The 22,481-nt window shown below is 67.6% G+C and carries 28 protein-coding genes; 14 read left to right on the forward strand and 14 right to left on the reverse strand.

Going from position 1 to position 22,481, the window contains the following annotated elements; translation table 11 throughout:
- Positions 1-21: 21 nt before the first annotated feature.
- Positions 22-435: a hypothetical protein gene (locus tag Rhe02_RS32705; RefSeq protein ID WP_203912296.1), complete on the reverse strand. Its 414-nt coding sequence runs from the start codon at positions 433-435 to the stop codon at positions 22-24.
- A gap of 99 nt (positions 436-534) precedes the next feature.
- Here Rhe02_RS32705 and Rhe02_RS32710 point away from each other — a divergent pair, with 99 nt between their 5' ends.
- The 4 genes from Rhe02_RS32710 to Rhe02_RS32725 all read left to right on the forward strand — a co-directional run bounded on the left by Rhe02_RS32710 (position 535) and on the right by Rhe02_RS32725 (position 2,931).
- Positions 535-927 (forward strand): YbjQ family protein, encoded by a 393-nt coding sequence (locus tag Rhe02_RS32710; protein ID WP_203912297.1) that lies wholly within the window; start codon positions 535-537, stop codon positions 925-927.
- 5 nt (positions 928-932) lie between these two features.
- Positions 933-1,256 (forward strand): STAS domain-containing protein, encoded by a 324-nt coding sequence (locus Rhe02_RS32715; RefSeq protein WP_203912298.1) that lies wholly within the window; start codon positions 933-935, stop codon positions 1,254-1,256.
- Positions 1,257-1,329: 73 nt separating this feature from the next.
- A complete protein-coding gene (locus Rhe02_RS32720) occupies positions 1,330-2,028 on the forward strand; it encodes an ATP-binding protein (RefSeq protein WP_203912299.1) in 699 nt (232 codons plus the stop codon).
- 123 nt (positions 2,029-2,151) lie between these two features.
- Positions 2,152-2,931, forward strand: a complete 780-nt coding sequence (locus Rhe02_RS32725) for a SigB/SigF/SigG family RNA polymerase sigma factor (protein ID WP_239124206.1) — start codon at positions 2,152-2,154, stop codon at positions 2,929-2,931.
- 13 nt (positions 2,932-2,944) lie between these two features.
- Here Rhe02_RS32725 and Rhe02_RS32730 read toward each other — a convergent pair whose 3' ends face one another.
- The 8 genes from Rhe02_RS32730 to Rhe02_RS32765 all read right to left on the reverse strand — a co-directional run bounded on the left by Rhe02_RS32730 (position 2,945) and on the right by Rhe02_RS32765 (position 12,170).
- Complete coding sequence (locus Rhe02_RS32730) at positions 2,945-5,062, reverse strand: amylo-alpha-1,6-glucosidase (RefSeq protein ID WP_203912300.1); 2,118 nt, start codon at positions 5,060-5,062, stop codon at positions 2,945-2,947.
- A gap of 7 nt (positions 5,063-5,069) precedes the next feature.
- Positions 5,070-6,224 carry a glycosyltransferase family 4 protein gene (locus Rhe02_RS32735; RefSeq protein WP_308442039.1) on the reverse strand — a complete coding sequence of 385 codons (1,155 nt, stop codon included), beginning with the start codon at positions 6,222-6,224 and terminating at the stop codon, positions 5,070-5,072.
- 183 nt (positions 6,225-6,407) lie between these two features.
- Positions 6,408-8,684: a SpoIIE family protein phosphatase gene (locus Rhe02_RS32740; RefSeq protein WP_203912302.1), complete on the reverse strand. Its 2,277-nt coding sequence runs from the start codon at positions 8,682-8,684 to the stop codon at positions 6,408-6,410.
- A 116-nt stretch (positions 8,685-8,800) separates the two neighbouring features.
- Positions 8,801-10,627, reverse strand: a complete 1,827-nt coding sequence (locus Rhe02_RS32745; RefSeq protein WP_203912303.1) for a hypothetical protein — start codon at positions 10,625-10,627, stop codon at positions 8,801-8,803.
- Entirely contained in the window at positions 10,617-11,195 is a 579-nt protein-coding gene (locus Rhe02_RS32750; RefSeq protein WP_203912304.1) for a hypothetical protein, read from the reverse strand. Before Rhe02_RS32750 ends, Rhe02_RS32745 begins: the two co-directional genes overlap by 11 nt.
- A gap of 11 nt (positions 11,196-11,206) precedes the next feature.
- Complete coding sequence (locus Rhe02_RS32755) at positions 11,207-11,470, reverse strand: DUF4235 domain-containing protein (protein ID WP_203912305.1); 264 nt, start codon at positions 11,468-11,470, stop codon at positions 11,207-11,209.
- Positions 11,467-11,766, reverse strand: a complete 300-nt coding sequence (locus tag Rhe02_RS32760; protein ID WP_203912306.1) for a DUF3618 domain-containing protein — start codon at positions 11,764-11,766, stop codon at positions 11,467-11,469. Before Rhe02_RS32760 ends, Rhe02_RS32755 begins: the two co-directional genes overlap by 4 nt.
- On the reverse strand, positions 11,763-12,170 hold the full coding sequence (locus Rhe02_RS32765) for a phage holin family protein (RefSeq protein ID WP_203912307.1): 408 nt from the start codon (positions 12,168-12,170) through the stop codon (positions 11,763-11,765). Before Rhe02_RS32765 ends, Rhe02_RS32760 begins: the two co-directional genes overlap by 4 nt.
- A gap of 81 nt (positions 12,171-12,251) precedes the next feature.
- On the opposite strand from Rhe02_RS32765, the gene Rhe02_RS32770 reads away from it, so the two are divergent.
- The 4 genes from Rhe02_RS32770 (at position 12,252) to Rhe02_RS32785 (ending at position 15,039) form a co-directional block, all read left to right on the forward strand.
- Entirely contained in the window at positions 12,252-13,082 is an 831-nt protein-coding gene (locus Rhe02_RS32770; RefSeq protein ID WP_203912308.1) for a YihY/virulence factor BrkB family protein, read from the forward strand.
- 9 nt (positions 13,083-13,091) lie between these two features.
- On the forward strand, positions 13,092-14,348 hold the full coding sequence (locus tag Rhe02_RS32775; protein WP_203912309.1) for an MFS transporter: 1,257 nt from the start codon (positions 13,092-13,094) through the stop codon (positions 14,346-14,348).
- A gap of 54 nt (positions 14,349-14,402) precedes the next feature.
- Entirely contained in the window at positions 14,403-14,828 is a 426-nt protein-coding gene (locus tag Rhe02_RS32780; protein ID WP_203912310.1) for a CBS domain-containing protein, read from the forward strand.
- A 67-nt stretch (positions 14,829-14,895) separates the two neighbouring features.
- Positions 14,896-15,039 (forward strand): GPGG-motif small membrane protein, encoded by a 144-nt coding sequence (locus tag Rhe02_RS32785; protein ID WP_203912311.1) that lies wholly within the window; start codon positions 14,896-14,898, stop codon positions 15,037-15,039.
- A gap of 75 nt (positions 15,040-15,114) precedes the next feature.
- Here Rhe02_RS32785 and Rhe02_RS32790 read toward each other — a convergent pair whose 3' ends face one another.
- The 5 genes from Rhe02_RS32790 to Rhe02_RS32805 form a co-directional block, all read right to left on the reverse strand.
- Positions 15,115-15,540, reverse strand: coding sequence for a low affinity iron permease family protein (locus Rhe02_RS32790; protein ID WP_239124208.1), 426 nt, complete (start codon positions 15,538-15,540; stop codon positions 15,115-15,117).
- 171 nt (positions 15,541-15,711) lie between these two features.
- Positions 15,712-15,966 carry a helix-turn-helix domain-containing protein gene (locus Rhe02_RS50130; RefSeq protein WP_308442040.1) on the reverse strand — a complete coding sequence of 85 codons (255 nt, stop codon included), beginning with the start codon at positions 15,964-15,966 and terminating at the stop codon, positions 15,712-15,714.
- On the reverse strand, positions 15,891-16,625 hold the full coding sequence (locus Rhe02_RS32795) for a GlxA family transcriptional regulator (RefSeq protein ID WP_239124209.1): 735 nt from the start codon (positions 16,623-16,625) through the stop codon (positions 15,891-15,893). The genes Rhe02_RS50130 and Rhe02_RS32795 overlap by 76 nt, the downstream gene beginning before the upstream one ends.
- Entirely contained in the window at positions 16,622-17,164 is a 543-nt protein-coding gene (locus Rhe02_RS32800; protein ID WP_203912312.1) for a cysteine hydrolase family protein, read from the reverse strand. The genes Rhe02_RS32795 and Rhe02_RS32800 overlap by 4 nt, the downstream gene beginning before the upstream one ends.
- A 74-nt stretch (positions 17,165-17,238) precedes the next feature.
- On the reverse strand, positions 17,239-18,399 hold the full coding sequence (locus tag Rhe02_RS32805; RefSeq protein ID WP_203912313.1) for an amidohydrolase family protein: 1,161 nt from the start codon (positions 18,397-18,399) through the stop codon (positions 17,239-17,241).
- Positions 18,400-18,435: 36 nt separating this feature from the next.
- On the opposite strand from Rhe02_RS32805, the gene Rhe02_RS32810 reads away from it, so the two are divergent.
- The 6 genes from Rhe02_RS32810 to Rhe02_RS32835 all read left to right on the forward strand — a co-directional run bounded on the left by Rhe02_RS32810 (position 18,436) and on the right by Rhe02_RS32835 (position 22,435).
- Positions 18,436-19,194, forward strand: coding sequence for an AAA family ATPase (locus tag Rhe02_RS32810; RefSeq protein ID WP_203912314.1), 759 nt, complete (start codon positions 18,436-18,438; stop codon positions 19,192-19,194).
- Between the two features lie 41 nt (positions 19,195-19,235).
- On the forward strand, positions 19,236-20,168 hold the full coding sequence (locus Rhe02_RS32815) for a cation diffusion facilitator family transporter (protein WP_203912315.1): 933 nt from the start codon (positions 19,236-19,238) through the stop codon (positions 20,166-20,168).
- 11 nt (positions 20,169-20,179) lie between these two features.
- Positions 20,180-20,890, forward strand: coding sequence for a helical backbone metal receptor (locus Rhe02_RS32820; protein ID WP_203912329.1), 711 nt, complete (start codon positions 20,180-20,182; stop codon positions 20,888-20,890).
- Positions 20,887-21,594 carry an EcsC family protein gene (locus Rhe02_RS32825; protein ID WP_373320740.1) on the forward strand — a complete coding sequence of 236 codons (708 nt, stop codon included), beginning with the start codon at positions 20,887-20,889 and terminating at the stop codon, positions 21,592-21,594. The genes Rhe02_RS32820 and Rhe02_RS32825 overlap by 4 nt, the downstream gene beginning before the upstream one ends.
- A 79-nt stretch (positions 21,595-21,673) precedes the next feature.
- On the forward strand, positions 21,674-22,135 hold the full coding sequence (locus Rhe02_RS32830) for a type 1 periplasmic-binding domain-containing protein (RefSeq protein WP_203912316.1): 462 nt from the start codon (positions 21,674-21,676) through the stop codon (positions 22,133-22,135).
- An 87-nt stretch (positions 22,136-22,222) separates the two neighbouring features.
- A complete protein-coding gene (locus Rhe02_RS32835) occupies positions 22,223-22,435 on the forward strand; it encodes a PspC domain-containing protein (protein ID WP_203912317.1) in 213 nt (70 codons plus the stop codon).
- The last annotated feature ends 46 nt before the right edge of the window (positions 22,436-22,481 follow it).

Genomic DNA, 22,481 nt, shown 5'->3' on the forward strand with positions numbered 1-22,481 from the left:
GACGGTTTGGGGTGGCTACCCTCAGCCGAGGTATCCGGATTCGGTCATGCCGTTGCTGGCATTGGTGCGGCCAACGGCGGCCTTGGCCTTGTCCATGGGGCTACCGGGGGTGGCCTTCGCCTTCGCGATCCGCTCGTCGAGTTGGTGCTTCGCTCCGCGGAGTTCGTTGCCGACCTTGTCCATCGTCTGTTCGATGGTTTGATCGATCTGTGGTTGCCGGCGGCGATAGAACTCGGAGGCCACCCAGCCGGCGGCGACGCCGAGCGCAGCCGCACGTAGCACTGGCCAGGCCCGGGTGGGGGTGGGCCGGCCGGCAAGAACATCCCAGGCGCCCGATGCGCGCCGGACCGCTTCCGTGGAGCCGAGCGTCTCGACGAGCTCGTGCCACTTTTCGTTGGCGACGCCGTTGATGTCCTGAGTTCGCTTACCAAACATCCTGCTCTCCCTTCTCCTTGCTCGGACCTGGTGGTACCCCGACCCTTCCCAGCCAAAACGGCTTGTTTGACATTTCTGGCATTCGGGTAAAGGCGATCTGTGAAGGCCTCCCACGTTCTCGTGACGACGACCGAAGCCATGCCTGGGTACCGCATAGAAAGGGTTTTGGGGCCGGTCCTTGGTGTCGCAGCCCGAAGCCGAAGTCCTTACGTGGAAGGCCTCAAGTCGCTGACAGACGGCCACTCCACCGACGCCGAGCATCGGCGCGACCTGATGGCCGGGTGCCGGGTGGAAGCCATTCGGCACATGCTCAACCAGGCTTCGGGCGCGGGCGCCAACGCCGTGGTGGCGATGCGTTTCGACCACCGGGCCGTGACCGATGTGTGGAACGAGGTGTGCGCCTACGGCACCGCCGTATGGGTCGTCCCGCTGCGGCGTTCGGGTCAGATCGGCCCTGGGCGACCGGCCGCGACCGCGGACAGCGTACTTTAGTGTGCATGTTCAGCGTGGATCACGTGCCTGATGGCGGCCGCATCATTGTCAAGGTGGCAGGCGATATCGACCTTGCCACGGCCGACAAACTCGCCGAGTCGCTGGAGGAGGCGGTCGTGCGGGCCGCGGAGGTGAGGGTGGACCTGTCCGAGGTCACCTTCCTGGACTCCACCGGAATTCGCTCGCTGGTTCAGGCGTACCGCTCGTCGCAGGGTCGCGGCGGAGTGTTCTACGTTGTCGGCGCCCGGCAATGGGTGGCCAAGGTCCTCGACGTGACCGGGGTAGGTCCGCTGCTGGCGCCGCCGGCCGATGACAACCCGGCAACATGAAAATCCATGGGCCTGGCATATCCGCCATGATCCGTGGGAACAGGGCAGGTATGGATCTGGCAAAGGAAGGCTGATGTCCACCCTGCAGTCCCGGGTGGACATGCGCTTCCCGGTGGCGGTGGTGGTGCTGGCCGGAAGCCTCGACGCGCAGTCGACGGCCGCCGCCGACTCGATCCTGTGGGATTGCCTGGCGGAGATGCCCACCGCGATGATCATCGAATGCTCTGAACTTATCTATGACGTCGACGGGTGGCGCTGGCTCGGCGAGCTTCACCAGCGCGCCGGCGACTGGCCCGGTGCCGAGGTGGCGCTGGCCGGCGGCCGCAGCACCGCGCAGGAAAAGCTGCTGATCCCCAGCTTCGCCTCGGTCGACAGCGCGCTGGCCGCCCGCAGCGCCCTCATCCCGGGTGAACGTCGTCAGGCCGCGCTGCCGCCGCATCCGGACTCGTGCGCCCGCGCTCGCGAACTCGTGGCGCAAGCCTGTCAGGAGTGGGGGTTGCGCCGCCCCAAGCGCCTCGCCGAGCTATTGATCTCGGAGCTGGTCGGCAACGGCGTCACCCACGCGCGTACAGAGCTGATGGTGACCGTGCGGCTGCGGGACGGCTCGCTGGAGTTGAGCGTGCGCGACCTCAGCCCCCGGGTGCTGCCACCGCCCCAGGCCGATCCGAGGGGCTTCGGGCTGCAGCTGGTGGGGCAGCTGTCGGACAGCTGGGGTTGGGCCGCCGTGGGGCACGGAAAAGTTGTGTGGAGTCGGCTGGCCGCCATAGACTGACGGGAGACGGCGGTGAAGTCGCCCGCCGATCATGAGGGCACTCCAGCAGAGGGGTGCAGCTGCTGTCCATACACGTCCAGTCATGTCATCACGGCTAGGCCAAGTAATGGCGGTGAATGGAAAGTGGTTTCCGTTTCCATCGACACTTTGCATGAGGCAGATCTGCTTGCGGACGAAGCGCTGCAACGCTTGTGTGAAGCGAAGGCGGACGACCCGGAGCTGCCGCGGCTACGCACCGAAGCGATCGCCGCGTTCACCCCGATGGCGCGCCGCACCGCGCTGAAGTTTCAGCGCCGGGGCGAGGATCTCGAAGATCTGGTACAGGTCGCGCTGATCGGTTTGATTAAGTCCGTCGATCGCTACGAGCCGGAACGCGGCGTGCACTTTGTGCACTACGCCGTCCCGACAATGATCGGGGAGCTGAAGCGCCATTTCCGCGACAAGGCCTGGACAGTGCGGGTCAACCGCGGGTTGCAGGAGCTGCATCTGCGCATCATCAAAGCCATCCCCGACCTGAGCCAGCGGCTGCAGCGCACGCCGACGACGGCCGACCTCGCCGGATTCCTGGAGATCGACGAGGAAGATATACGTCAGGGAATGCGTTGCGCCGGCGCCTATTCGACCCGCTCGCTAAGCGATCTGGTGCCCGGAAGCAGCGATATCGAGCTCAGCGAGATGATGGGCGAACAAGACCGGGAGCTGGAGCTGGTGCCCGATCGGCTGGCGCTGCACGAGGTGGTGGCCAGGCTGCCCGAGCGTGAACAACAGATCCTTCGCCTTCGGTTCATGGACAACTTGACCCAGGCCGAGATCGCCACGATGATCGGCGTTTCGCAGATGCACGTGTCTCGGTTGCTGGCCAAGGCTTTCCAGGAGCTGCGGGAGATGCTGCTGACCGACTAGGACCTGGCGGCGGTCATTCGACTGTCCACCCATCCGGGACCTGGATCGCCTGCACCATCCGTTGTGTGGCGCTCAAACGCAGCCGCTGCCCGGCGACGGTGAGGCGGTCCAGGCTCAGCGAACCCCAGTGTGCGGGCAGATCCGGCGTCAGCCGGAGATGTTTGCGCGGCACGTCGGGGTGTAGTCCAAGGAAGCTGCGCACCAGCATGAAAGGCGCCGCGCTGGCCCAAGCCTGCGGCGAGCAGGAGGTCGGGTAGGGGATGGGCGCGCCGAAGCTGTCCGACTCGAAACCGCAGTAGAGCTCGGGAAGCCTTCCCTCGAAAGACATCGCGGCCCGGATCAGTCCGTCGGCGAGGCGATGGGCCAGGTCGACCGCACCGGGGATGTGGGCGTAACGCATCAGGCCGGCCACCCCGAGCGCGGTGTCGTGCGGCCACACCGAGCCGTTGTGGTAGCTCATCGGGTTGTAGGCGGTCGCCTGCTCGGAGAGGGTGCGCAGCCCGAAACCGCTGTCCATGTCGGCTTGGCTCAGCCGCTCGACCAGCCGCGTGGCGTGTTCGTCGCTGACTATCCCGCTCCACATGGCCTGGGCGGCGTTGCTGGTCAGCGAGTCGACCTGGCGCTTGTGCCCGTCCAGCGCCAGCGCCGGATAGTCGCCGTCGGCGACCCAGAAGTGTTCGGCGAAAAGCTGTTTGAGCTTGCCCGCCCGTTCACGGCAGGCGCTCGCGGTCTCCCGGTCGCCGAACGACTCGGCGATCTCGGCTCGGGCCAGCCAGGCGGCGTAGGCGTAGCCCTGCACCTCGGCCAGCGCGATCGGCGGATCGGCGAGCCGGCCCGAGGCATCGGTCACCCCGTCCCAGCTGTCCTTCCAGCCCTGGTTGGCCAGACCGCGGTCGGTGGCTCTCTGGTACTCAAGAAAACCATCACCGTCTCGGTCGCCATAGCGTTCCATCCAGGACAGCGCCCGATCGGCGGCCGGCAGAAGGGCGCGGATGTCGGCTTCGTCGGCCCCCCACCGCCACGCCTCGCCGAGCAGCGCCACGAAAAGCGGTGTGGCGTCGATGGTTCCGTAATAGGTTCGACCGCCTAGCGCGGTCACGCTGTCCGGCCCCAGGCGGGACTCGTGCAGGATGCGGCCGGGCTGTTCCTCGGTGTGCGGGTCGTTTTCCTTGCCCTGTAAGGCGGCCAGCGTGTGCAGGGTGCCGATGGCGATGCTCGGGTCCACCGGCAGCACCATCCATGCGGTCAGCAGGCTGTCGCGGCCGAACAGGGTCATGAACCAGGGCGCGCCCGCCGCCATGTAGACCCGCTGGGGATCGTGGTGGCTCTCCATGCGCAGCGCGTCCAGGTCGTGCAGGCTGCGTTGCAGCACAGTGCCCAGAGCGGCATGGTGGGTCTTGAAGGTGGTGACGCTGCTGAGCCAAGGGGACTTGCCGGTCGGCTGGCCGCTGTCGGTGAGGTCGCGAAATCGCGGCTCTACCGGCTGGCTGTCCACCACCGGCTGAGCCAGCACTTCGACCGACCACTCCTGCCTTGGCGGGATGACCGCTTCCCAGGTCAGGCCGACCGGGCTGGCCTGTGGCTCGCGGGTGGCGTGGATGGAGAGGCCGCGGGAGCCGTCGGTGCGGCTGAAGACGAGCTCGCTGCCCGGCATGGCGGTGGTGTAGGCGTCAGCGACCGCGGCCCGGCCCTCCTTGACCGCGAACAGATCGGCGAAGTCGGCCGCCACCTGGAGCTCCACCCGCACCATGGTGGCCTCCCGGCCGACATTGCTCAGTGTGATCACTTCTTTCATTCCCGCGCCGACGATCCGGCGGCGGATGACCAGAAGCGTTGAGTCCGCCTGGCCCGGCGACGGCGGGCGGCGCAGCACGAACCGGCCGTGGTAGCTATCCGGGTTGGCCACCGAAAGCGATTGCGGCGCAAGCCCGTCCAGCCGCAGCTGCCAGCGCGACACCACCCTGGAATCCCTGAAGAATAATCCTTGTGGGGTACCGGGTTCGATGTCGCCACTGGGCATGCAGATGCAGAAGGTCGTGCCCTCCACCATGGTCACCAGCTCCCGGCCCGCCAGCGCGACGGGCACGGGCTCGCCGGTGTTGAATGGTGTGCTTTGGCTCTGGGTGGTCATTCCTCCATCATCGTCCAGTGACGAGGCTGCGGCGCTTCGTTGTCGTGTGTCGTGCCGTTGCGTGCATCACCTTCGAGTGTTTGAGCGCCAAGCGATAGGCGGCCGCATATCCTGCCGCCATAGTGGGCGCGCTGAAGTTTTGCTCGACATGGTGGCGGCAGGCCGCGGGATCGATCTGGTCAAGTGCGTGCATCGCGGCCGGCAGCTCCTCGGGGCGTTCGCGGATGAAGCCGGTCACGCCATCCACCACCACCTCGGGCACGGCGCCCCCGCGCAGCGCGACCACAGGGGTTCCGCAGACCATCGCCTCGATCATCACCATCCCGAACGGTTCCTCCCACTGCACCGGAAACAGCAGACAGCGCGCGTTGACCAGCAGTTTGCGCTTGAGGGTGGCGTCGGCTATCCCGACCACCTTGTCGTTCGGCCCGAGCAGCGGCTCCACCTGCTCCGCGAAGTACCGCTTCTCCAGCGGTTCCGAGCATTTTCCGGCCAGGACAAGCGGCATGTTCGCCTCGTGCGCCGCCTGGACGGCGAGGTGCACTCCCTTGTCTGGATGAAACCGGCCCAGAAACAGGGCGTAGTCGTCCTTGCGGCTGGCGAATGGCCACGCGGCCGGGCGCAGGCTGTTGTGGACCGTGCCGATCCAGTTGAGTTCCGGCGCCATGCTGCGCTGCCGATCGCTGATGGCGATCAGTGAAACGTCGGTGCCCAGCGCCCGGTAGTAGCGCCTCAGATCGGTGTTCAGCGGGCCGTGCACGGTGATCACCATCGGCAACCCGAGCTGGGCGAAGACGGCGGCGTTGAGCGGGCCGGAAAAGGTGTGGTCGTGCACCACGTCGATCTCGCGGGCGGCGACCAGATCCTCGACCGCCCGCCGGGTCAGCATCGCGTGCATGACCTCCGGGTATGGCTCGCCGAGGCGTTCGGGAATTATTGACTCCCATACGGTACGCAGACGGGCCTTCGTCCCGTCCTTGCCCGCGCCGATCAGCGTGACGTCCTCGCCCCGGTCGACGAGGCCGTCGGCGAGGTCAGCCACGACAGCTTCGACGCCTCCGTATGCGCTTGGCGGAACATCGAAGTAGGGGGGCACGACCAGTGCAATTCGGAGGGGTTTCTCAGGATCCTCAGCGGCTGTATTCCTCACAATGTTGAACACCTACCCAAGTCGTCGGCCATTTAATCGATTCCGTCATGTTTGGGTTGCCAATCACTGGGTAAACGCGCAGCATGCGGGTTGGGCTATTCCTATTCGATGAGTAGTGGATCGCCTATCTCATAAAGCCTTTTCCACCCATCGGGCATGCAGGTATATAGACATTGCCATTGCCATGCGCAATGGTCAGCCGCGAAATTCCGCCACGAGTAAGCACGCCTCGACATTCGGCCTTGGCAATTCGGCACTCAACAGCGCCTCGACCCCGCCCTCGCGGTGCGTCTGCGACAGCTCCTCCTGAAGCTGCGCCAGCGGGTGCTCTGCGGCCTGGTCGACCAAGCCGTCGGTATAACATACCACGGTGTCACCGGGCTGGAGCCGGACCCGTTTCTGCACGTAGCCGGTCTCGGTCAGCCCAAGCAGCGGTCCAGCGGCACCGGATAGCTGGCGGGAAGTGTTTTCCCGCAACAGAATCGGCGGTAGGTGCCCGGCGCTTGCCCAGGCAAAGTCGCCGGTGGAGGGCTCGAGGACGGTCACCAGCAGGCTGGCCAATGACGGATCCCTATCCTGGCGCAGCTCCGCGTTCATGACGTCGAGGATGCGCTTGAGGCTCAGCTCGGCGCGGGCCAAGGCGATCACCGGCCGGATCAGCCGCACCGCCGTGGCCGCCGCCAGCGTTCCCGTGCTGAACACGTCACCGATGACGGCGACTATCCTGCCGCCCGGCAGTTGCACCGCCTCGCAGAAATCGGCCCGCAGCAACGGTCCAGAGCTGGGATGCCAGTGCTGGCCGAGCACGCGCGCCCGCGGCCCTCCCGCCTCCACGCGCGGCCGCGGATACAGCGTCTGGGCCAGTCTTACCGTCAGCTCCTGTTCGGAGGCAAGCCGCAACCTTCCGGCGGCAGCCTGGGACTGCACGCTGCGCAGCCGTTCCTCGCGTGCGTAGCGTTCCGAGACGTCCTGGGCGAGCATCTGCACCAGCTTGCTGTGCCCAGAGGACTTCGGCGCCTCACAGAACAACCGCACCCAACGTGAGCTGCAGGCGGGCGTCAGCCGAAGCTCGACCACCGAGTCGCGCCCGGCAAGCAGCTCCGCCTGGAACGCCTCCATCCGCGCGGTGTGGGACTCTTCGACCAGCTTTATCAAGGCGTCGAACGCGACCGGAGCCTTGTTCACGCGGCCGAAGATGCGCGACATCCCAACCGACCACGTCGTCTCGCCGCCGTCGAGATCCCATTCGGCCCAGCCGAAGCCGCCCATGGCTTCCAGGCGGGTCAGCCGATCCGCGCCGTCGGGGTCGGCCGGCTCCCATGACGCGAGCACAGCGCCGCCGACTGGAATGGCTCTACGTTTTATGCCGCCGTGGACGCCTTCCCAGATCACGCCGTTGGCAAGAACCTCGACGTAGGCGTCGAAGATACCGTCCACGGCCAGCTGCGGTGCGCTGTCCAGCAACCTGCGCCCGAGCATGCCTGGGTCGCCCTCGGCCGCGCTGCGGCTGGCCGCCTCGACGACGAAGTCGGCGACCCGGCCCTGAGCGTCGCGCAGCGGCAGCAGGAGGTGGGCATCGCCCGTGATACCGTCCAAAATGGACCTCACCCATCCAAGATCGATGCTGGAACCGGCGCTGTCGGCCGTGAACGCGGGCCACAGGCGGCTGGCCGCCCGTCCGGCCTCCACAGCGGCCAGGGAAAGGCAGTGCCGGGTCAGCTCGCCCAGCTTGCGTCCGTCGGGCCAGGCGAACATCAGCGCCCCGACCACCCGTCCATCGGTGGCGAGCGGGAACACCATCCGCGCTGTGCCCGGCCCGATCCACACGTAGTCGTCCGGCGGGGCGCCATCGGTGACCACCGGGCGGCCCATGCGCACAGCCGAACCGACCGTGCTGTTGATCGACGGCGGCACTCTGCGCCAAGCGCTCACGATCTGCGGCGGCCAGCCGACCGCGGCCAGCAGCCGCAGCCCCCCATCGACTTCGACGACGAAAATGGCCGCGGCCGTGTCCTTCTCCTCGTGCAGGTCGGTGAGGGCCAGCGCATGCACCAGCTCATCGAGATTGCCGGCGGCGTCAAGGGCGGCCATGGTCAGCCGCAGGCCGCGTGCTTGATGTCTGGGCAGCGAGCCGTGCCACTCGCCAGGCTCAACGACAGCTCGTAGCTGAGGCGCGTTCATAGGATCGGTGAGGCGAACCGGCTCCGGCCCGGCATGGCCCGGCTCGGCTGTATACACGGGTTCGGCAGGGGGCGCGACTCCTACGATGTCGGCGGCCACACTGGTCAGTGGCGTATTGGTGTGCTGCGATTGCGCCGAAAGCACCTGAAACGCGGCCTCCGGGTCGCAGCCGAGCCGTTCCGCCAGCATCCCTTTGGCCTGCTCGATAAGGCCACGCGCACGCATCGCCCGGCGCAAGCCGGCGACCTCCTCCTCCAGCCTTCGCACACGTGCGGGCCAATCCTGGCTCATCGACCTCCATGCCTTAACGCCATGGCGCTTTCCCCGGTCGAGCCTACATTTCGGCCGCCGTCCCCGGCTCTTGAACCCGGGAACGGCGGCCTGTGTCGCCAATCAACAATCATCGGCTAGCGGGGGATGACCACTTCAAAGAAGCGGCGGAACCGGGCCACGAGCTGGCGCAGCTCCTCGGTGTCGTCGCCGGCCTGCCACTGCGACAGCTCGTCGGTGCGCTGGGCGATCGCGGCCTGAAGAGCCTGCGCCGCTTCGGCTGCCAGCGCCCTGGCCTCCTCCGCGACACCGGCTGGGTCGTCGACAAACCTCAGCTGGATGGCGTCCCACCTGGCGTGGAAGTCATCCACCGCCGCAGCCTGCCACAGCCCCGGCACCGCAGCGTCATCGTGCGACCCCTGAGCCTGGCTAGGCACCATCACCGGCGCCGCAGCCTCCACCGACTCATCATCACCCGCACCCGCCTCACTCACAGCCTCCACCTCAGCCACGTCCCCCGCAGCCTCAGCGTCAGCGCCCACAGCCTCTACGTCGGCCGCGTCCCCCGCGGCTTCGGCTTCGGTTGTCTCGTCGGCGGCCACAGCCTCCACCTCAGCCGCGTCCCCCGCAGCTTCGGCTTCGCTTGTCTCGTCGGCGGCCACGGCTTCAACCTCTGCCACGTCACCTTCGGCTTCAGCGTCGGCGGCCACAGCCTCAACGTCGGCCGCGTCCCCCGCGGCTTCGGTTGTCTCGACGGCGGCCACGGCTTCAACCTCAGCCGCGTCCCCTTCGGCTTCAGCGTCGGCGGCCACGGCTTCAACGTCGGCCGCGTCCCCTGCGGCTTCGGCTTCGGCGGTGTCGTCGGCGGCGACCGCCTCAACCTCGGCCGCGTCGCCGGCGGCTTCGGTTGCTGTGGTGCCGGAGATTTCGTCTGAGGTCTCAGCTTCGGCGGCTTCTGGCGCTGGGTCAGCGGCGGCGTCGGTTGGGGCATCGACGTCTTCCGCTGTAATGGTGTCGTCCTCGTCGGAGGCGGCGGTGATCGGCTCGTAGGAGACGCCATCGACCGCGGTGGCGGCATCCGTTTCGGTGACAGCGGTGTCAGCGACAGCTTCGGCTTCCGGGGCGTCCGCGGCCCCATCGACGGCTGTAGACGATTCAGCAGTCTCCACGTTGGCAATCGGGTCGGTGTCGGCCACCGGCTGCTCTTGCTCGCCCGGGTCCGTGACGGCTACCGAGTCGGGTGAGGCGTCCTCCTCCGCCACGGCATCGCCTTCGGCAGAGCCATCGGCGACGGAGTCGGTGTCAGCCGGGGAGTCGGCTTCGGCCACAGCGTCGGCGGTGGTGTCCGCGTCGGTTTCGGCCACGGCTTCGGCCGGGGAGTCGGTTTCGGCCACGGCTTCGGCGGTGGTGTCTGAGTCGGCTTCGGCGGTGGTGTCGGCCGGAGCATCCGTGGTGGGGTCGCCCGCATCGGCGGGATCGGCCACGGCTTCGGCTTCGGCTTCGGTGGCCGCCTCGGGGGAATCTTCGGCGGTTGGGGAATCGACGGCGGCCTCTGGGGAGTCGTCGGCTGCCAGGGAATCGGTGTCAGCGGCGGTGTCTTCGGCGGCTGGGGAATCATCAGCCGCTTCGGAATCGGTGGCCGCTAGGGAATCGGTGGCGGGGGAGGAGGGCTCCGCTGCGGGGTCGGAGCCGGCGAACGTTTCCGGGCCGGCTCCGTCTGTGGCGGCGGGATCCGTTATGGCGTCAGGTGAGTGGTCCTGCGCTGCCTCGGAGAGGTAGAGGCCTTCGGCGTCGGGGACCGGTTGTGGCTCGGGCAGGGACTCAACCGACGCAGCCTGCCCATTGGGCAGGCTGTCGGAGTAGATGTCCTCGTCGGCTGCGGGCTGGCCGGTGTCGGCCAGATCGTCCAATGGCGCCGTGTAGTTGTCGCGTTCGTCTTGGCGGGGGTGGGTCTCATGCACCACGGCGACTCCTGTTCGTGGGTTCTGCTTGGTGGGGGACGGGATTCTGACCAAGCAGGTCGGCTACCAGGGCCCGGTAATGAACGATGGCCTGGCGGAGCTCCTCGGTGTCGGCAGCTCCATCGGTGTGCCGCTGGGCGATGTCATGCGCCTCGCGGTAGTCGCCGATCGTACGGGCATGCTCGACAGAGAGCAGCGTGACCTGCTCGTCGTAATCCTTTATAGGGTAACCCCTATCGGCGATTAAGCGGGTCACCAATTCGTCTGCCGCGCCGATGGATTCCTCGGGCGACTCCACGAACCGAGCCTGCAGCTGTTGCCATTGCTCGGTGTACCACTGCCGCGCGTCGTCTGGGAGTTCCTTGAGATCGAGCTGGGCGTGGCGCCGTTGCCTGTCGAGAAGCTCTCTCTCAGCGGCCAGGGTGCTGTCCTGTTCGGCCACGGTCCGGTCGTACTCCGGCCCGAAGCGCTGCCGTAGGTTCTGCCGCCGGAAGTATATGTAGCCGGCCAGACCCGCCAGGATGACAACGGCGAGTCCAAAAAGGATGAGTGCGATCCCGGTGGGTGTCATTGGGGGTCTCCTTAGTCCGTGGGCCATTTGCCCGTCAGCTGGCGGACGCCGGCGGCTCCGCCACGATCCACCGCGGCCTTGACGATGGCGAAGATGGCGCCCTGGAGGGCCGCCGCAACGAGGATCTCGGTCCAGCCGCGGTCCTCGTCGGTGGCGTTGGGGGTGTCGTCCTGGTCGGTGGCGAGCCGCCAGATCTGTTTGAAGACAAGACCGGCGACGGCCCCGGTGATCGCTCCGGCGACCAGGCCGATGGGTTTGTAGGCGAGCTTGTTCATCGTCTGCGACTCCTAGTGGCGACGAAGGTGATCAGGACGGCGGCTGCCATGAGCACCCACGGCAGCGGGTTGCGGCGGACCCGATTGGCAACGGCCTCAACCACCCCGGCCATCCGGCCGGCCGTCTCGGCGATGCCGGATCCGGTCTCGGCGACCTTCTCGGCAATGCGTGCTTTGACATCGGCCTTGGCGGCCAGGGCCGCCACCGTCTCGCCCAAGGCGGCCCGGGTCGCCTCAATCTCCGCGGCGATTTCCGCGGTGGTGGCCCCCGGGCCGTTGGCTGGCAAGTTGGTCATCGCCGATTCCTCTCTTCGACCGCGACGCTGAGGGCATCGACGTCTGCCTTGACACTGCTGATGGTTTGCTCCGGCATGAGCGGCGTGATCTGCCGCAGGTGCCTGCGACCGCCGAGCACCTGTAGCCCGGCGATCAGGAACAGCACGGCCGAGACGATGAGTGCCGCCGCCCACCCGGGCACCACGAGCGCCAAAGCCAGCCCCGCCGCTACCAGAAGCGCGCCAAGCCCGTAGACCGCCGTCACCCCGGCGCCGCCGAACATGCCGACGCCGAACGCGGCGTGGCGGCCCTTCTCCATGAACTCCGCCTGCGCAAGCCTCAGCTCGTCGCGCACGAGCGTGGAAACCTGCTCGGCCGCCTGGCGTACCAGATGGGCGGCAGACAGTTCAGATACGTCAGCCATAAGGCTGGTATACCCGCGCGGCCGAGGCGTAAGCATGGCGTTCGGGGTGTGCGAAGGTCATCGACCGGGTAGAACCGCGGTATGGGATGGCGGGCGGTGGCCAAGCGGGTCTGGGCGGAGGCGAAGAAAGACAACCTGACCCTGCTCGCCGCCGGAGTCGCGTTCTACGCCATGCTGGCGTTGTTTCCTTCGCTAATCGCTCTGGTGACCGTGTACGCGTTGGCCGCCGACCCGGCGAAGATCTCCGAGCAGATCGAGCCGGTGACTTCCCTGCTGCCGCAGGAGGCGGCGGAGCTGGTGGAGCAACAGCTGACCGCCATCGTCGAGTCGAACACGGGCAGCCTGACCATAGGTCTGGTGGTGAGCGTCCTGGCGGCGCTCTGGGCGGCGTCGGGCGGGATCGGCGCTCTCATCACCGGAATCAACGCCGTCTACGGCCAGGAGGAGCAGCGCGGGTTCGTCAAACTCAAGGCGCTGGCGCTCACGCTGACCCTGGGCGCGGTGGTGGTAGTGGTGCTGGCTTTGCTTCTGGTGGCGGCCTTCCCGTCTGTCGTCGACGCGCTCAATCTGGGCACGGCCGGCCGGCTGGCCGCCGAGTTGGGGCGGTGGCTGCTGCTGGCCGCCCTGATCGCCTTAACATTGTCAGTCTTCTATCGAGTTGGCCCCAGCCAAGCTTCCGCGAGGTGGCGCTGGATGAGCTGGGGCGCGGTGATCGCGCTGGTGATCTGGCTCCTAGGATCGATCGGTTTTTCTTTGTACGTAGGCAACTTCGGCAGCTACAACAAGACCTACGGAACGCTCGCAGCAGTGATCATTCTGATGCTCTGGCTCTACCTTTCCGCCTATGTGATCCTGCTCGGGGCCGAACTTGACGCGGAACTGGACAGGCGCGAGCGGGTGAGGGCGGGCTAAGGTCGCTGCGTGACCACGGCACCCCCCACCAGACGGCGCATCCTGCTCGACACCCGGCCGCTTCGGCATGCCCCATACCGGCGGCTGTGGACCTCCACAATCGTCACGGCGGTTGGCAGCCAGTTCACGGCGGTCGCCGTACCCAAACAGATATATGACATGACCGGCAGCTCGGCGTGGGTCGGGGTGGCCAGTCTGGTCGGGCTGGCGCCGTTGATCGTCTTCGCGTTGTGGGGTGGCGCCATCGCCGACACGGTCGACCGGCGCAAGATGCTGCTCGCCACCAACTCCGGCATCGCCGCGCTCATGATCGTCTTCTGGCTTCAGTCCGCATTGGACTTCGGCTCCATTCCTCTGCTTATGGGGCTCGTCGCTATCCAGCAGGCGCTGTTCGGCATGAACATGCCCGCCCGCACCGCGTCGGTGGCCCGTCTGGTGCCGCCCGGCGAGCTCCCGGCGGCCCTGGCGCTCAACTCGACGGTGATGACGGCCGGCTGGATCGCCGGCCCGCTGCTGGCCGGTGCCCTCATCCCGGTGGCCGGGTTGTCCCTGCTTTATCTGTTTGACGCGCTCGCGCTGTGTGTGGCGCTGTGGGCGGTCTGGCGGCTGCCGGCGCTGCCGCCGCTGAACGGCGAGACCCGCCGCGCCAACCTGGCCGACGTGTTCGCCGGGTTCAAGTACATCGCCACCCACAAGCTGCTGCTCGTGTCGTTCGCCGCGGACATCATCGCGATGGTGTTCGGCATGCCCCGCGCGCTGTTCCCGGAGATGGCCGCCATCGGCTACCCGGGAGTGGGCAACGACTTCGCGCTGGGCCTGCTTTTCGCCGCTATCCCGATCGGCTCGCTCGTGGGCGGTTTGCTGTCGGGCACCTTCTCCACCGTGACCCGGCACGGGCTGATGGTGGTGCTGGCGGTGGCCGCATGGGGCGCCTCGATTGTGGGCTTCGGCGCGAGCAACACGATCTGGCTGGCGGTGGTGTTCCTGGCTGCCGCGGGGGCCGCCGACATGGTCTCGATGGTGTTCCGCGGAACCATCCTGCAGACCGCCGCCACCGACGAGATGCGTGGCCGGATGCAGGGCGTGCACACCGTCGTGGTGGCGGGCGGGCCGCGGGTGGCCGACTTTGTGCACGGCCTGGCCGCCCCGGCGATCGGGGCCGGCACCACGGTCGTCGTCGGTGGTGCGCTGGTGGTCGCGCTGACCGTCGGCCTGGCTCTGGCCGTGCCGTCGTTCCTGACCTATGAGGGCGCGCCTCGCGGCTGAGTTTGGCCGCCTCCGTCCCGCGGGTAACACACGGGACGGAAGAAGGAGGTGGCCATGCCCGGACAGACAGTCCGCGAGATCATGACCCCTAACCCGGTCTGCCTGCCGTCGTCAGCGACCGTGGTCGAGGCGGCGGAACAGATGCGGGCCAACAACATCGGCGACGTCCTCGTCGTCGATGGGATGGCGCTGACCGGCATAGTGACCGATCGCGACCTGGTGGTGCGGGCCATCGCGCCCGGGCTTGATCCCCGGATCACCAACCTGGCCGAGGTCGCTTCGCCGGGATGGGTCGCCGTCGGCCCGGACGATTCGGTGGACAAAGCGGTAACCCTGATGCGCGACAACGCGTTGCGCCGCCTTCCGGTCACCAATGAGCGGCAAGAGGTGATGGGAGTCGTCACCCTTGGCGATCTGGCCATGGATCAGGATCCCCATTCGGCGCTGTCCGAAATCAGCGAAGCCCCGCCCAATAAATAGTTTCCTGCGTTTAAGGACCCGGGTCGCTGGGCACCAATATGTGCAGGCCTACAGGAGGTAAGTAGAGATGACCACTCTTCTCTGGATTCTCGCCGTGATTCTCGTGGTGTCCGGCATCTTTGCGCTGTTCCGCAGCCAGGTGCTCTGGGGCATCGTGCTGATCGTCGTTGGCCTCGCCGTGGGGCCTGGCGGCTACAGCATCTTCAATTGACGCCCTCTGACCTGATCTAGCCAACGGGCGAGGCGACCTGGGTCGCCTCGCCCATTCGTTTGTGCTCCACCGGGTTCAGGCGCTCTCGCGATGTTCCAGCCCTACGGATTGCTTGAGCTCCTTGAGGTCTCGCTGCAGCTCGGTCTGCTCCGGGTGCCCCTTGGACAGCGAGCGCATCAGGTCGGCAAGCCCATCGGCGATGGCGTTCAGCTTGTGCTGGGTGGCCTCATCGGAGCGGCGCTGGCTGTTCTGCAGCAAAGCCACCATCAGGAACGTGATGATCGTCGTGGCGGTATTGATGATCAGCTGCCAGGTGTCGACGTCCTTGAGAATAAGGACAGACGGCGCCCAGATCACGATCAAGGCCAGGCACATGGCGAAGAACCACGGCCGGGAGGCGAACTTGCTGGCCCCCTCGGCGAAGCGATCGAAGAAGGTCATCTCGCCGCTGACCGAGGAGGGCATGTCCCCGGGAGAGCCCGGTTTCTCACCTTGAGCCATCTCGTCCTCCAGACATAGTTTGGGGCGGTCGCCACCAGCCCGACAGCAACCGCCCCTGTTACCAGCCGAGACCACCCCTTAGGGTCTCGGCCTTTTCCCCACCAGCAAGAAAAGCCTTGTGGACGGATTGGTACCCGGCCTGCATGGCCTTAAACGCCACCATCGAATCTTTCAAGAAATTTGGGTACGGGCGCGCAAGCGCCGCAGCATCCGGGCGTCGGAGAAGCCCACGCTGCGCGCGGCGGCCTCGACCGTGGCGCCCTGCCCGATGAGGTGCTCGGCTCTTTCCACCCGCAGCAGCTGTTGGTAGCGCAGCGGCGTCAGCCCGGCGGACTCGGCGAACAGGCGGGTCAGGGTGCGTTCGCTGACCCGGCAATGGCCGGCGACATCGCCCAGCGGGAGCCGCTGCGTGAAGCGGGTGTCGATGAAGTCCTGGCGCGGTGGACGACATCGCTGAGGTGCGACCGGAATCGCAGCATCGCGCTGTCCTGGCTTTCGTCGCCGTTGCGGCGGGCGAAGACCACCATCTCCCGGGCGATGCGGGCGGCCGGTTCAGGGCCGTGCCTGGTGGCGATCAGGTGCAGCGCGAGATCGATCCCGCTGGCGATGCCGGCCGAGGTGACGACGCGTTCGTCGACGACGTAGAGCACATCGCGCACCACGTTCGCCCGCTTGTACCGCTGGGCCAGCTCATCTTGCAGATCGTGGTGGGTGGTGCAGCGACGCCCGTCGAGCAGCCCGGCTCGGCCGAGCGCTTCGGCGCCGGAGCAGACGCTGGCGACCGTGCCGCCCGCGTCATGGTGCTGCCATAGGCGTCTGGCCGCTTCCGGGCTCAGCGCGGGTGACTTGGCCAGGGTCGGGCCGCGCCATCCCGGTACCAGAATAAGGTCATCGGAACAAAGCGGTGGCCAGGTCGTGGTGGCGCGCAGCGGCAGCCCCTGCGCGCTGAGGACGTCTTCGCGTTCGGCGACGAAGCACAGCTGATAACCGAGCCCGAGGTTGGCCGCGGTGGAGAAGACCTGCGCGGGCCCGGCCAGGTCGAGCAGGTGCAGGCCGGGCACGAGCAGGAAGACCACGCGGGTCACGATCCGGTCAGCTCCGCGACGGTGCGGATGGTGGCGAACCGGCCGGCGAGCACGAATTCGGTGCGGCGCATGATTTCGCCGGTGCTCAGGACGTCACCGCCGAGCTCGATCGGGGTGGTGGCGGTGGCGTCGATCGCGAAGACCACCTCGAAGCCGAGGTCGGAGGCGACCCGGGCCGTGGTCTCGCAGCACTGTTCGGTGCGGATGCCGCAGATGGTCACCTCGCGGATGCCCCGGGAGGTGAGCAGCTGATGCAGGTTGGTGGTGGTGAAAGCGTTGTGGGAGGTCTTGTGCACGGTCGGTTCGCCGTCCTTGGCGATCAGGCCGTCCATCAGCCGCACGAAGCCCAGCTCGGGGTCGAAGACGTCACCCGTTCCCGGCTCGATGTGCAGCACCCACACGATCAGATCGCCCTGAGCGCGGAAGTGGTCGGCGAGCTTGCCGACCGGCCCGGCGATCGCCGGGTTGCTGGCGGTCTCCCAGCTGGCCCGCTGCCGGAACGATTCCTGAACGTCGACCACGATGAGTGCTTTCGTCATAAGCCAATCCTGCCTGGCAGTTGAGGGCAGGGTAAGGCATCATCGGGCCTGGGCCCGGAACGATCCGGTCGGTCTCAGCGAACCCGCCGCCCGCCCGCGAAGACCGCCTCCACCTCGCGCAGCGCGTGGACGTCGTGCAGTGGATTGCCCCGCACAGCGAGCAGGTCGGCGTCGAAGCCGGCCGCCACGCGGCCTTTGCGGTCGCCCAGCCGCAACGCCGATGCTGCCACCGAGGTGACCGCCCGCAGCGCGTCGATGAGCGGGAACGCGTTCATCTCCACCATCATCGCCACCGCATAGGGCAGCACGTCGTGTGGCTTGGCGCTGCCTATCCCGGCGTCGCTGGAGCAGACGATGGTCAGGCCCTCCTGGCGCAGCCGGGTGAAAACCGCCACGAACTGGGGGATCATCGCCTGAAACGGGGTTGGTTTGGCCATACCCGGCACCGAGCCCAGCGTGGCGGAAATGATGATGCCGGAACGCTTCAGCACCTCGACGATGGCGTCTTCGGCGTGGGCGCCGTGGCCGGTCATGAAGGAACAGTGCTCCACCATGTCGAAGCCGGCTTCGGCCACGTAGGCGATCCCTTGTGCGGCATGGGCATGCGCGGTGGTGGGCAGGCCGAGGCGCTGCGCCTCCTCGACGATGGCCCGTAACTCCTGCGGCGTGAAAGAAACCTCGGTGGAGCGGGTGCCCTTGGTCAGCTCGCCGCCGGTGGCCATCACCTTGATGACGTCGGCGCCGCGTTCGTGGTGCTCTCGGACGGCGGCCCGAACCCCTTGCACCCCTTGGGCTTCGCCACCGAGGAACCAGCAGTGTCCCCTCGGCACGGTGATGGGTGGCCCCGCGGCCACGATGTGCGGCCCCTTCCCGGCCAGCTCGTCGCGCAGCGTCACCCCGAGATAACCGCGGTCACCCAGATCGCGCAGGGTGGTGATGCCGGCGGCCAGCGCCCTCGCCGCGGCTAGGCGCATGCCCTGCAACAGCTCGTCGTCGCCGGCCGTGGTCACCCGGCCGACGGGATCGTCACCGGCGTCGAAGGCCAGATGCACGTGGGCGTCGATGAGCCCGGGCAGCAGCGTGACGTCGCCCAGCTCGATCAGCTCGGCTTCGGCGGGCGGGTCACCGCCGGACTGGACCGCCACCACCTTGCCCGCATCGATGAGCACCAGCGGGTGTTCGACCGGTGTCGCGTCGACGCCGTTGAAGAGGCGGGCGGCCCTGATCCCCAGCATGCTGGAGAGCCTAAGCCATCGCGATAGGTTGGGTCGGTGCTGCCACGACACCTGGAACGCTTCGTCTGGGCCCCGCGCGACGGCGTTGACCCGCTGCTGTGGCCGTTTGCTATCCCGGCCGTGCGCCAGCTCATCTCCGAAGGCGGGTTCGAGGTCGCGCCGGGCGTGACGATTCTGGTGGGGGAGAACGGTTCCGGCAAGTCCACCCTGATCGAGGCGTTTGCCGCCGTGTACCCGCGCCGGGGCGCGGAAAGCTCCAGCCGCATCCCGGTGACGGGTCCGGCGGGCATGCAGGAGGATTCGCCGCTGCGCTGGCACCTGCGGGCCAAGACGCACCGCCTCGCCGCGCCCGGTGGGTTCTTCCTGCGGGCCGAGGCGATGCACGGCTACCTCAGCCAGATAGACGCCGATCCCGCGGAAGGGCGGGCCTGGGGCGATCAGCAGCTGCACGAGCGCTCACATGGAGAGTCCTTTTTGGAGGTACTGAGGCACCGCTTCGCCGATCGCGGGGTCTACTTCCTCGACGAGCCGGAGTCGGCGCTGTCGTTCCAATCCAGCCTCGCCCTGCTGGTCATCCTCGACTCGTTGCGCCAGGAGGGTTCTCAGGTCGTGATGGCCACCCACTCACCCGTGCTCGCGGCGCTGCCGGGGGCGACGCTGATCGAGGTCGGCCCGTGGGGCATGCGGCAGGCGCGCTGGGAGGAGCTCGATCTGGTCCAGTCGTGGCAGGGCTTCCTCGCCTCGCCGCAGCGCTGGCTGCGCCACCTGATGGAGATCACCCCGTCCTCCCCGTGAGCTGATCCACACGCCGGTGCGTAACCGGTAGTCTCAGTCGAGTGGGGCACGGGCACGACGACACCTATGCTCACGCCGGTCACAGCCACGGCGTGAGTGGTGAGTCCGACCGCCGCTGGCTGCGCCTGGCGCTCACCCTGATCGTCGGGTTCATGGCGGTCGAGGTCGTCGTCGGCGTGGCGGTCAAGTCGCTGGCCCTGCTCTCCGATGCGGCGCACATGCTCACCGACGCCGTCTCGATCGTGCTGGCTCTGGTCGCCATCAAGCTCGCGAGCCGGCCCGCCAGGGGCACCTTCACCTACGGGTTCAAACGGGCCGAGATCCTGTCGGCTCAGGCCAACGGGCTGACCCTGCTGCTGCTCGCCTCCTGGCTGACCTATGAGGCGATCGAAAGGCTGCTGCGGCCCACCGACGTCATCGGCTGGCCGGTCGTGGTCACCGCGGTCGCGGGAATAGGGGTCAACGTGGCGGCCGGCTGGGCGATCAGCCGAGCCAACCGCACCAGCCTCAACGTCCAGGGCGCCTATCAGCACATCCTCAACGACCTCTACGGCTTCATCGCGACCGCGATCGCCGGTGTGATCATCATGGTGACCGGTTTTGTGAGGGCAGACGCGATCGCCTCCCTCGTCGTGGTGGCGCTCATGGTGAAGGCGGGAGTGGGCCTGCTGAAGGATTCCGGCCGCATCTTCCTCGAAGCCGCCCCGGCCGGCATAGACCCCGACGCGCTTGCCGACAGGCTGCTCGCCCAACCGTCCATTGTGGAGGTTCACGACCTGCACGTGTGGGTGATCACCTCCAACCAGCCCGCCCTGTCGGCGCACGTGCTGGTCGAGCCCTCGGCCGACTGCCACGCGGCGCGCATCGAGCTGGAAAGGCTGCTGGAGCGCGACTACCAGTTGACCCACACCACGCTTCAGGTCGACCACGCCGGGGAGAGCCTGCTGCAGATCCAGCCGAACCGGCCCCATTGAGCACGGCCGCGCTGCGAGTGGTGTCGCTGGTGCCCTCGCTGACCGAGGCGGTCGCCCTCACCGCGCCCGGAATGCTCGTGGGCGCGACCGATTGGTGCGTGCATCCGGCCGGCCTGGACGTGGCCCGGGTCGGTGGCAGCAAGTACCCGGACCTTGCGGCGGTGCTGGCGCTGCGTCCAGATCTGGTGCTGATGAACGTCGAGGAGAATAAGGAGTCCGATGCCGAGGCGCTGCGCGCGGCCGGGCTGCGCCTGCACGTGACCTATCCGCGCACCGTCGACCAGGCGCTGGCCGAGCTCGGCGAGCTGTTCGAGGTGTTGGGGGTGGCCCGGCCGGGATGGCTCGACGACGCGGTGGCGGCGTGGGACTTCCCGCCGATCACGCCGGTGCGGGCCGCGGTGGTGCCCGTGTGGCGCAAACCCTGGGTGGTGCTGGGCAGCGACACCTTCGCCGGGGACATGCTGCTCCGGCTCGGCATCGGCAATGTCTTCGGCGCCGATCCTCAGCGGTATCCGCGGCCGTCGCTTTCGGAGATTCTGGCCCGCAAGCCCGAACTAGCCGTGTTGCCGGATGAGCCCTATAAGTTCACTTCTGCCGACGGGCCATTCCGGCCTGTGCCCTACGCTTTGGTCTCCGGACGCCACCTGACCTGGTACGGGCCGAGTCTGGCCGAAGCACCTCTGATTCTGAATGGACAGTTGCGGGTACTCTCCGACCCGTGACCGAGGCCAGCCTTGATGCCAACGCGGGTGTCCCCACCGGACTGTGGGACAGGATGCGCTCCGATCCCCAATACGCGCCGGAGCATCTCGCCGTCGAAGCCGTCCGCCGGATAGGGCCGCAGGCCACCGCCTGGGTCGACTATGTCCGCCGCGGCCAGCCGGGCCTGGATGGGGAGCAGGTCGCCCAGATCGCTGCGAAGAAGTTCACCAACATCGCCGGCCTTACCGGTGCGGTCTCGGGCGCGGCCGGCCTGCCCGGCGCCGTCGTCGACTTCGGCGTGCTCGCCTGGACCCAGGCCCGCATGGTCCTGCACATCGCCGCCGCCTACGGTCTCGACCCGGCCCACCCCGATCGCGCGACCGATCTGCTTGTGCTGCAACGGGTTCACCGAGTAGCCCAAACCGCGCGGGCGGCGCTGGGCGTGGCGCAGGGCCGGGAGACCATCGGCGCGGTGGTCGCCGCCGGGGCCGGGCGAGCCAGCACCACCACCCGCCTGTTCGGCGAGCTCACCGTCAAACTCGCCCGGATGGCCGGCGTGCGGGCCCTCAAACGATTGTTCGCCAAGGTGGTACCGGGGGCCGCCGTGATCCTCGGCCATTGGGCCAACCGTTCCGCCACCAAGGAACTCGCGGCCCGCTCCATGGCCCACTACCGAGCAGCCGCCTTGGCGCAGATCCCTCGCCAGGCCTCTTCCCCCGAGTGACGCAGCCGGGCCGCCAGGGCCCGCGCCGATTGCCGATCGGCGATATGCTCCTGCCCTCAACACATGGGGGAGATGGGTTATGACGAAGCTGTCTTGGTGGAGCTGGGGTGGCATCGCCGGTCTGGCTGTCATTCTGGCCGTCGTCGCGTGGATCGCCTGGCCGCCGCCGACCACGCCCGAGCCGTCGCGAGCCCGCGAATACCGCGACTTCGACATGTGCATCCTCACCGACAGCAACGGCATCGCCGCCAAACCCGCCTCGGCGGCCTGGGCCGCGCTGCAGGAGGTGTCCAAACGGCACAGCGTGCGGCTGTCCTATCTGACCGTCAGCGGGGAGCAGACCGAGGCCAATGCCAAGCAGTTCCTCAACACCCAGGTGCAGCAGCGCTGCGGCATCATCGTCGCCGTCGGCCAGACCCAGGCGGCGGCGGCCGACTCCCTCAAGGCCAGCTATCCCAAGGTGACCTTCCTCTCGGTCACCTCCGACAGCGACGCCGCCGGAATCTCCGCCAAGGTGAACCCGCTCATCCCCGCCGCCTGAGCCCTTAGCCGGGCGCGCTGACCCCTACGGGGCCTGCTCGGCCGCGGGATTGAGGGCGGGGGTGCGTGGGCTTTCTACCGTGGAGTCATGAACGCGAATCGTCCCCGTCTTGTCCGCCCTCGTGATAACCGATGGATCGCCGGTGTCTGTTCCGGTCTGGCACAGCGTTTCGGCATGTCAGCGGGCATGATGCGCATCCTGTTCCTGCTTTCTTGCCTGCTGCCCGGACCGCAGTTCGTCATCTACCTCGCGCTGTGGATCATCGTTCCGAACGAGGAGAAGGCTTATCGCGTCGCGTAATCGATAAGGAAAGGTGCCGCATCCGCCCCAGCGCGGAATGCGGCAC

The organism is Rhizocola hellebori (assembly GCF_016862955.1).
In the GTDB taxonomy this organism is placed as follows: Bacteria; Actinomycetota; Actinomycetes; order Mycobacteriales; family Micromonosporaceae; genus Rhizocola; species Rhizocola hellebori.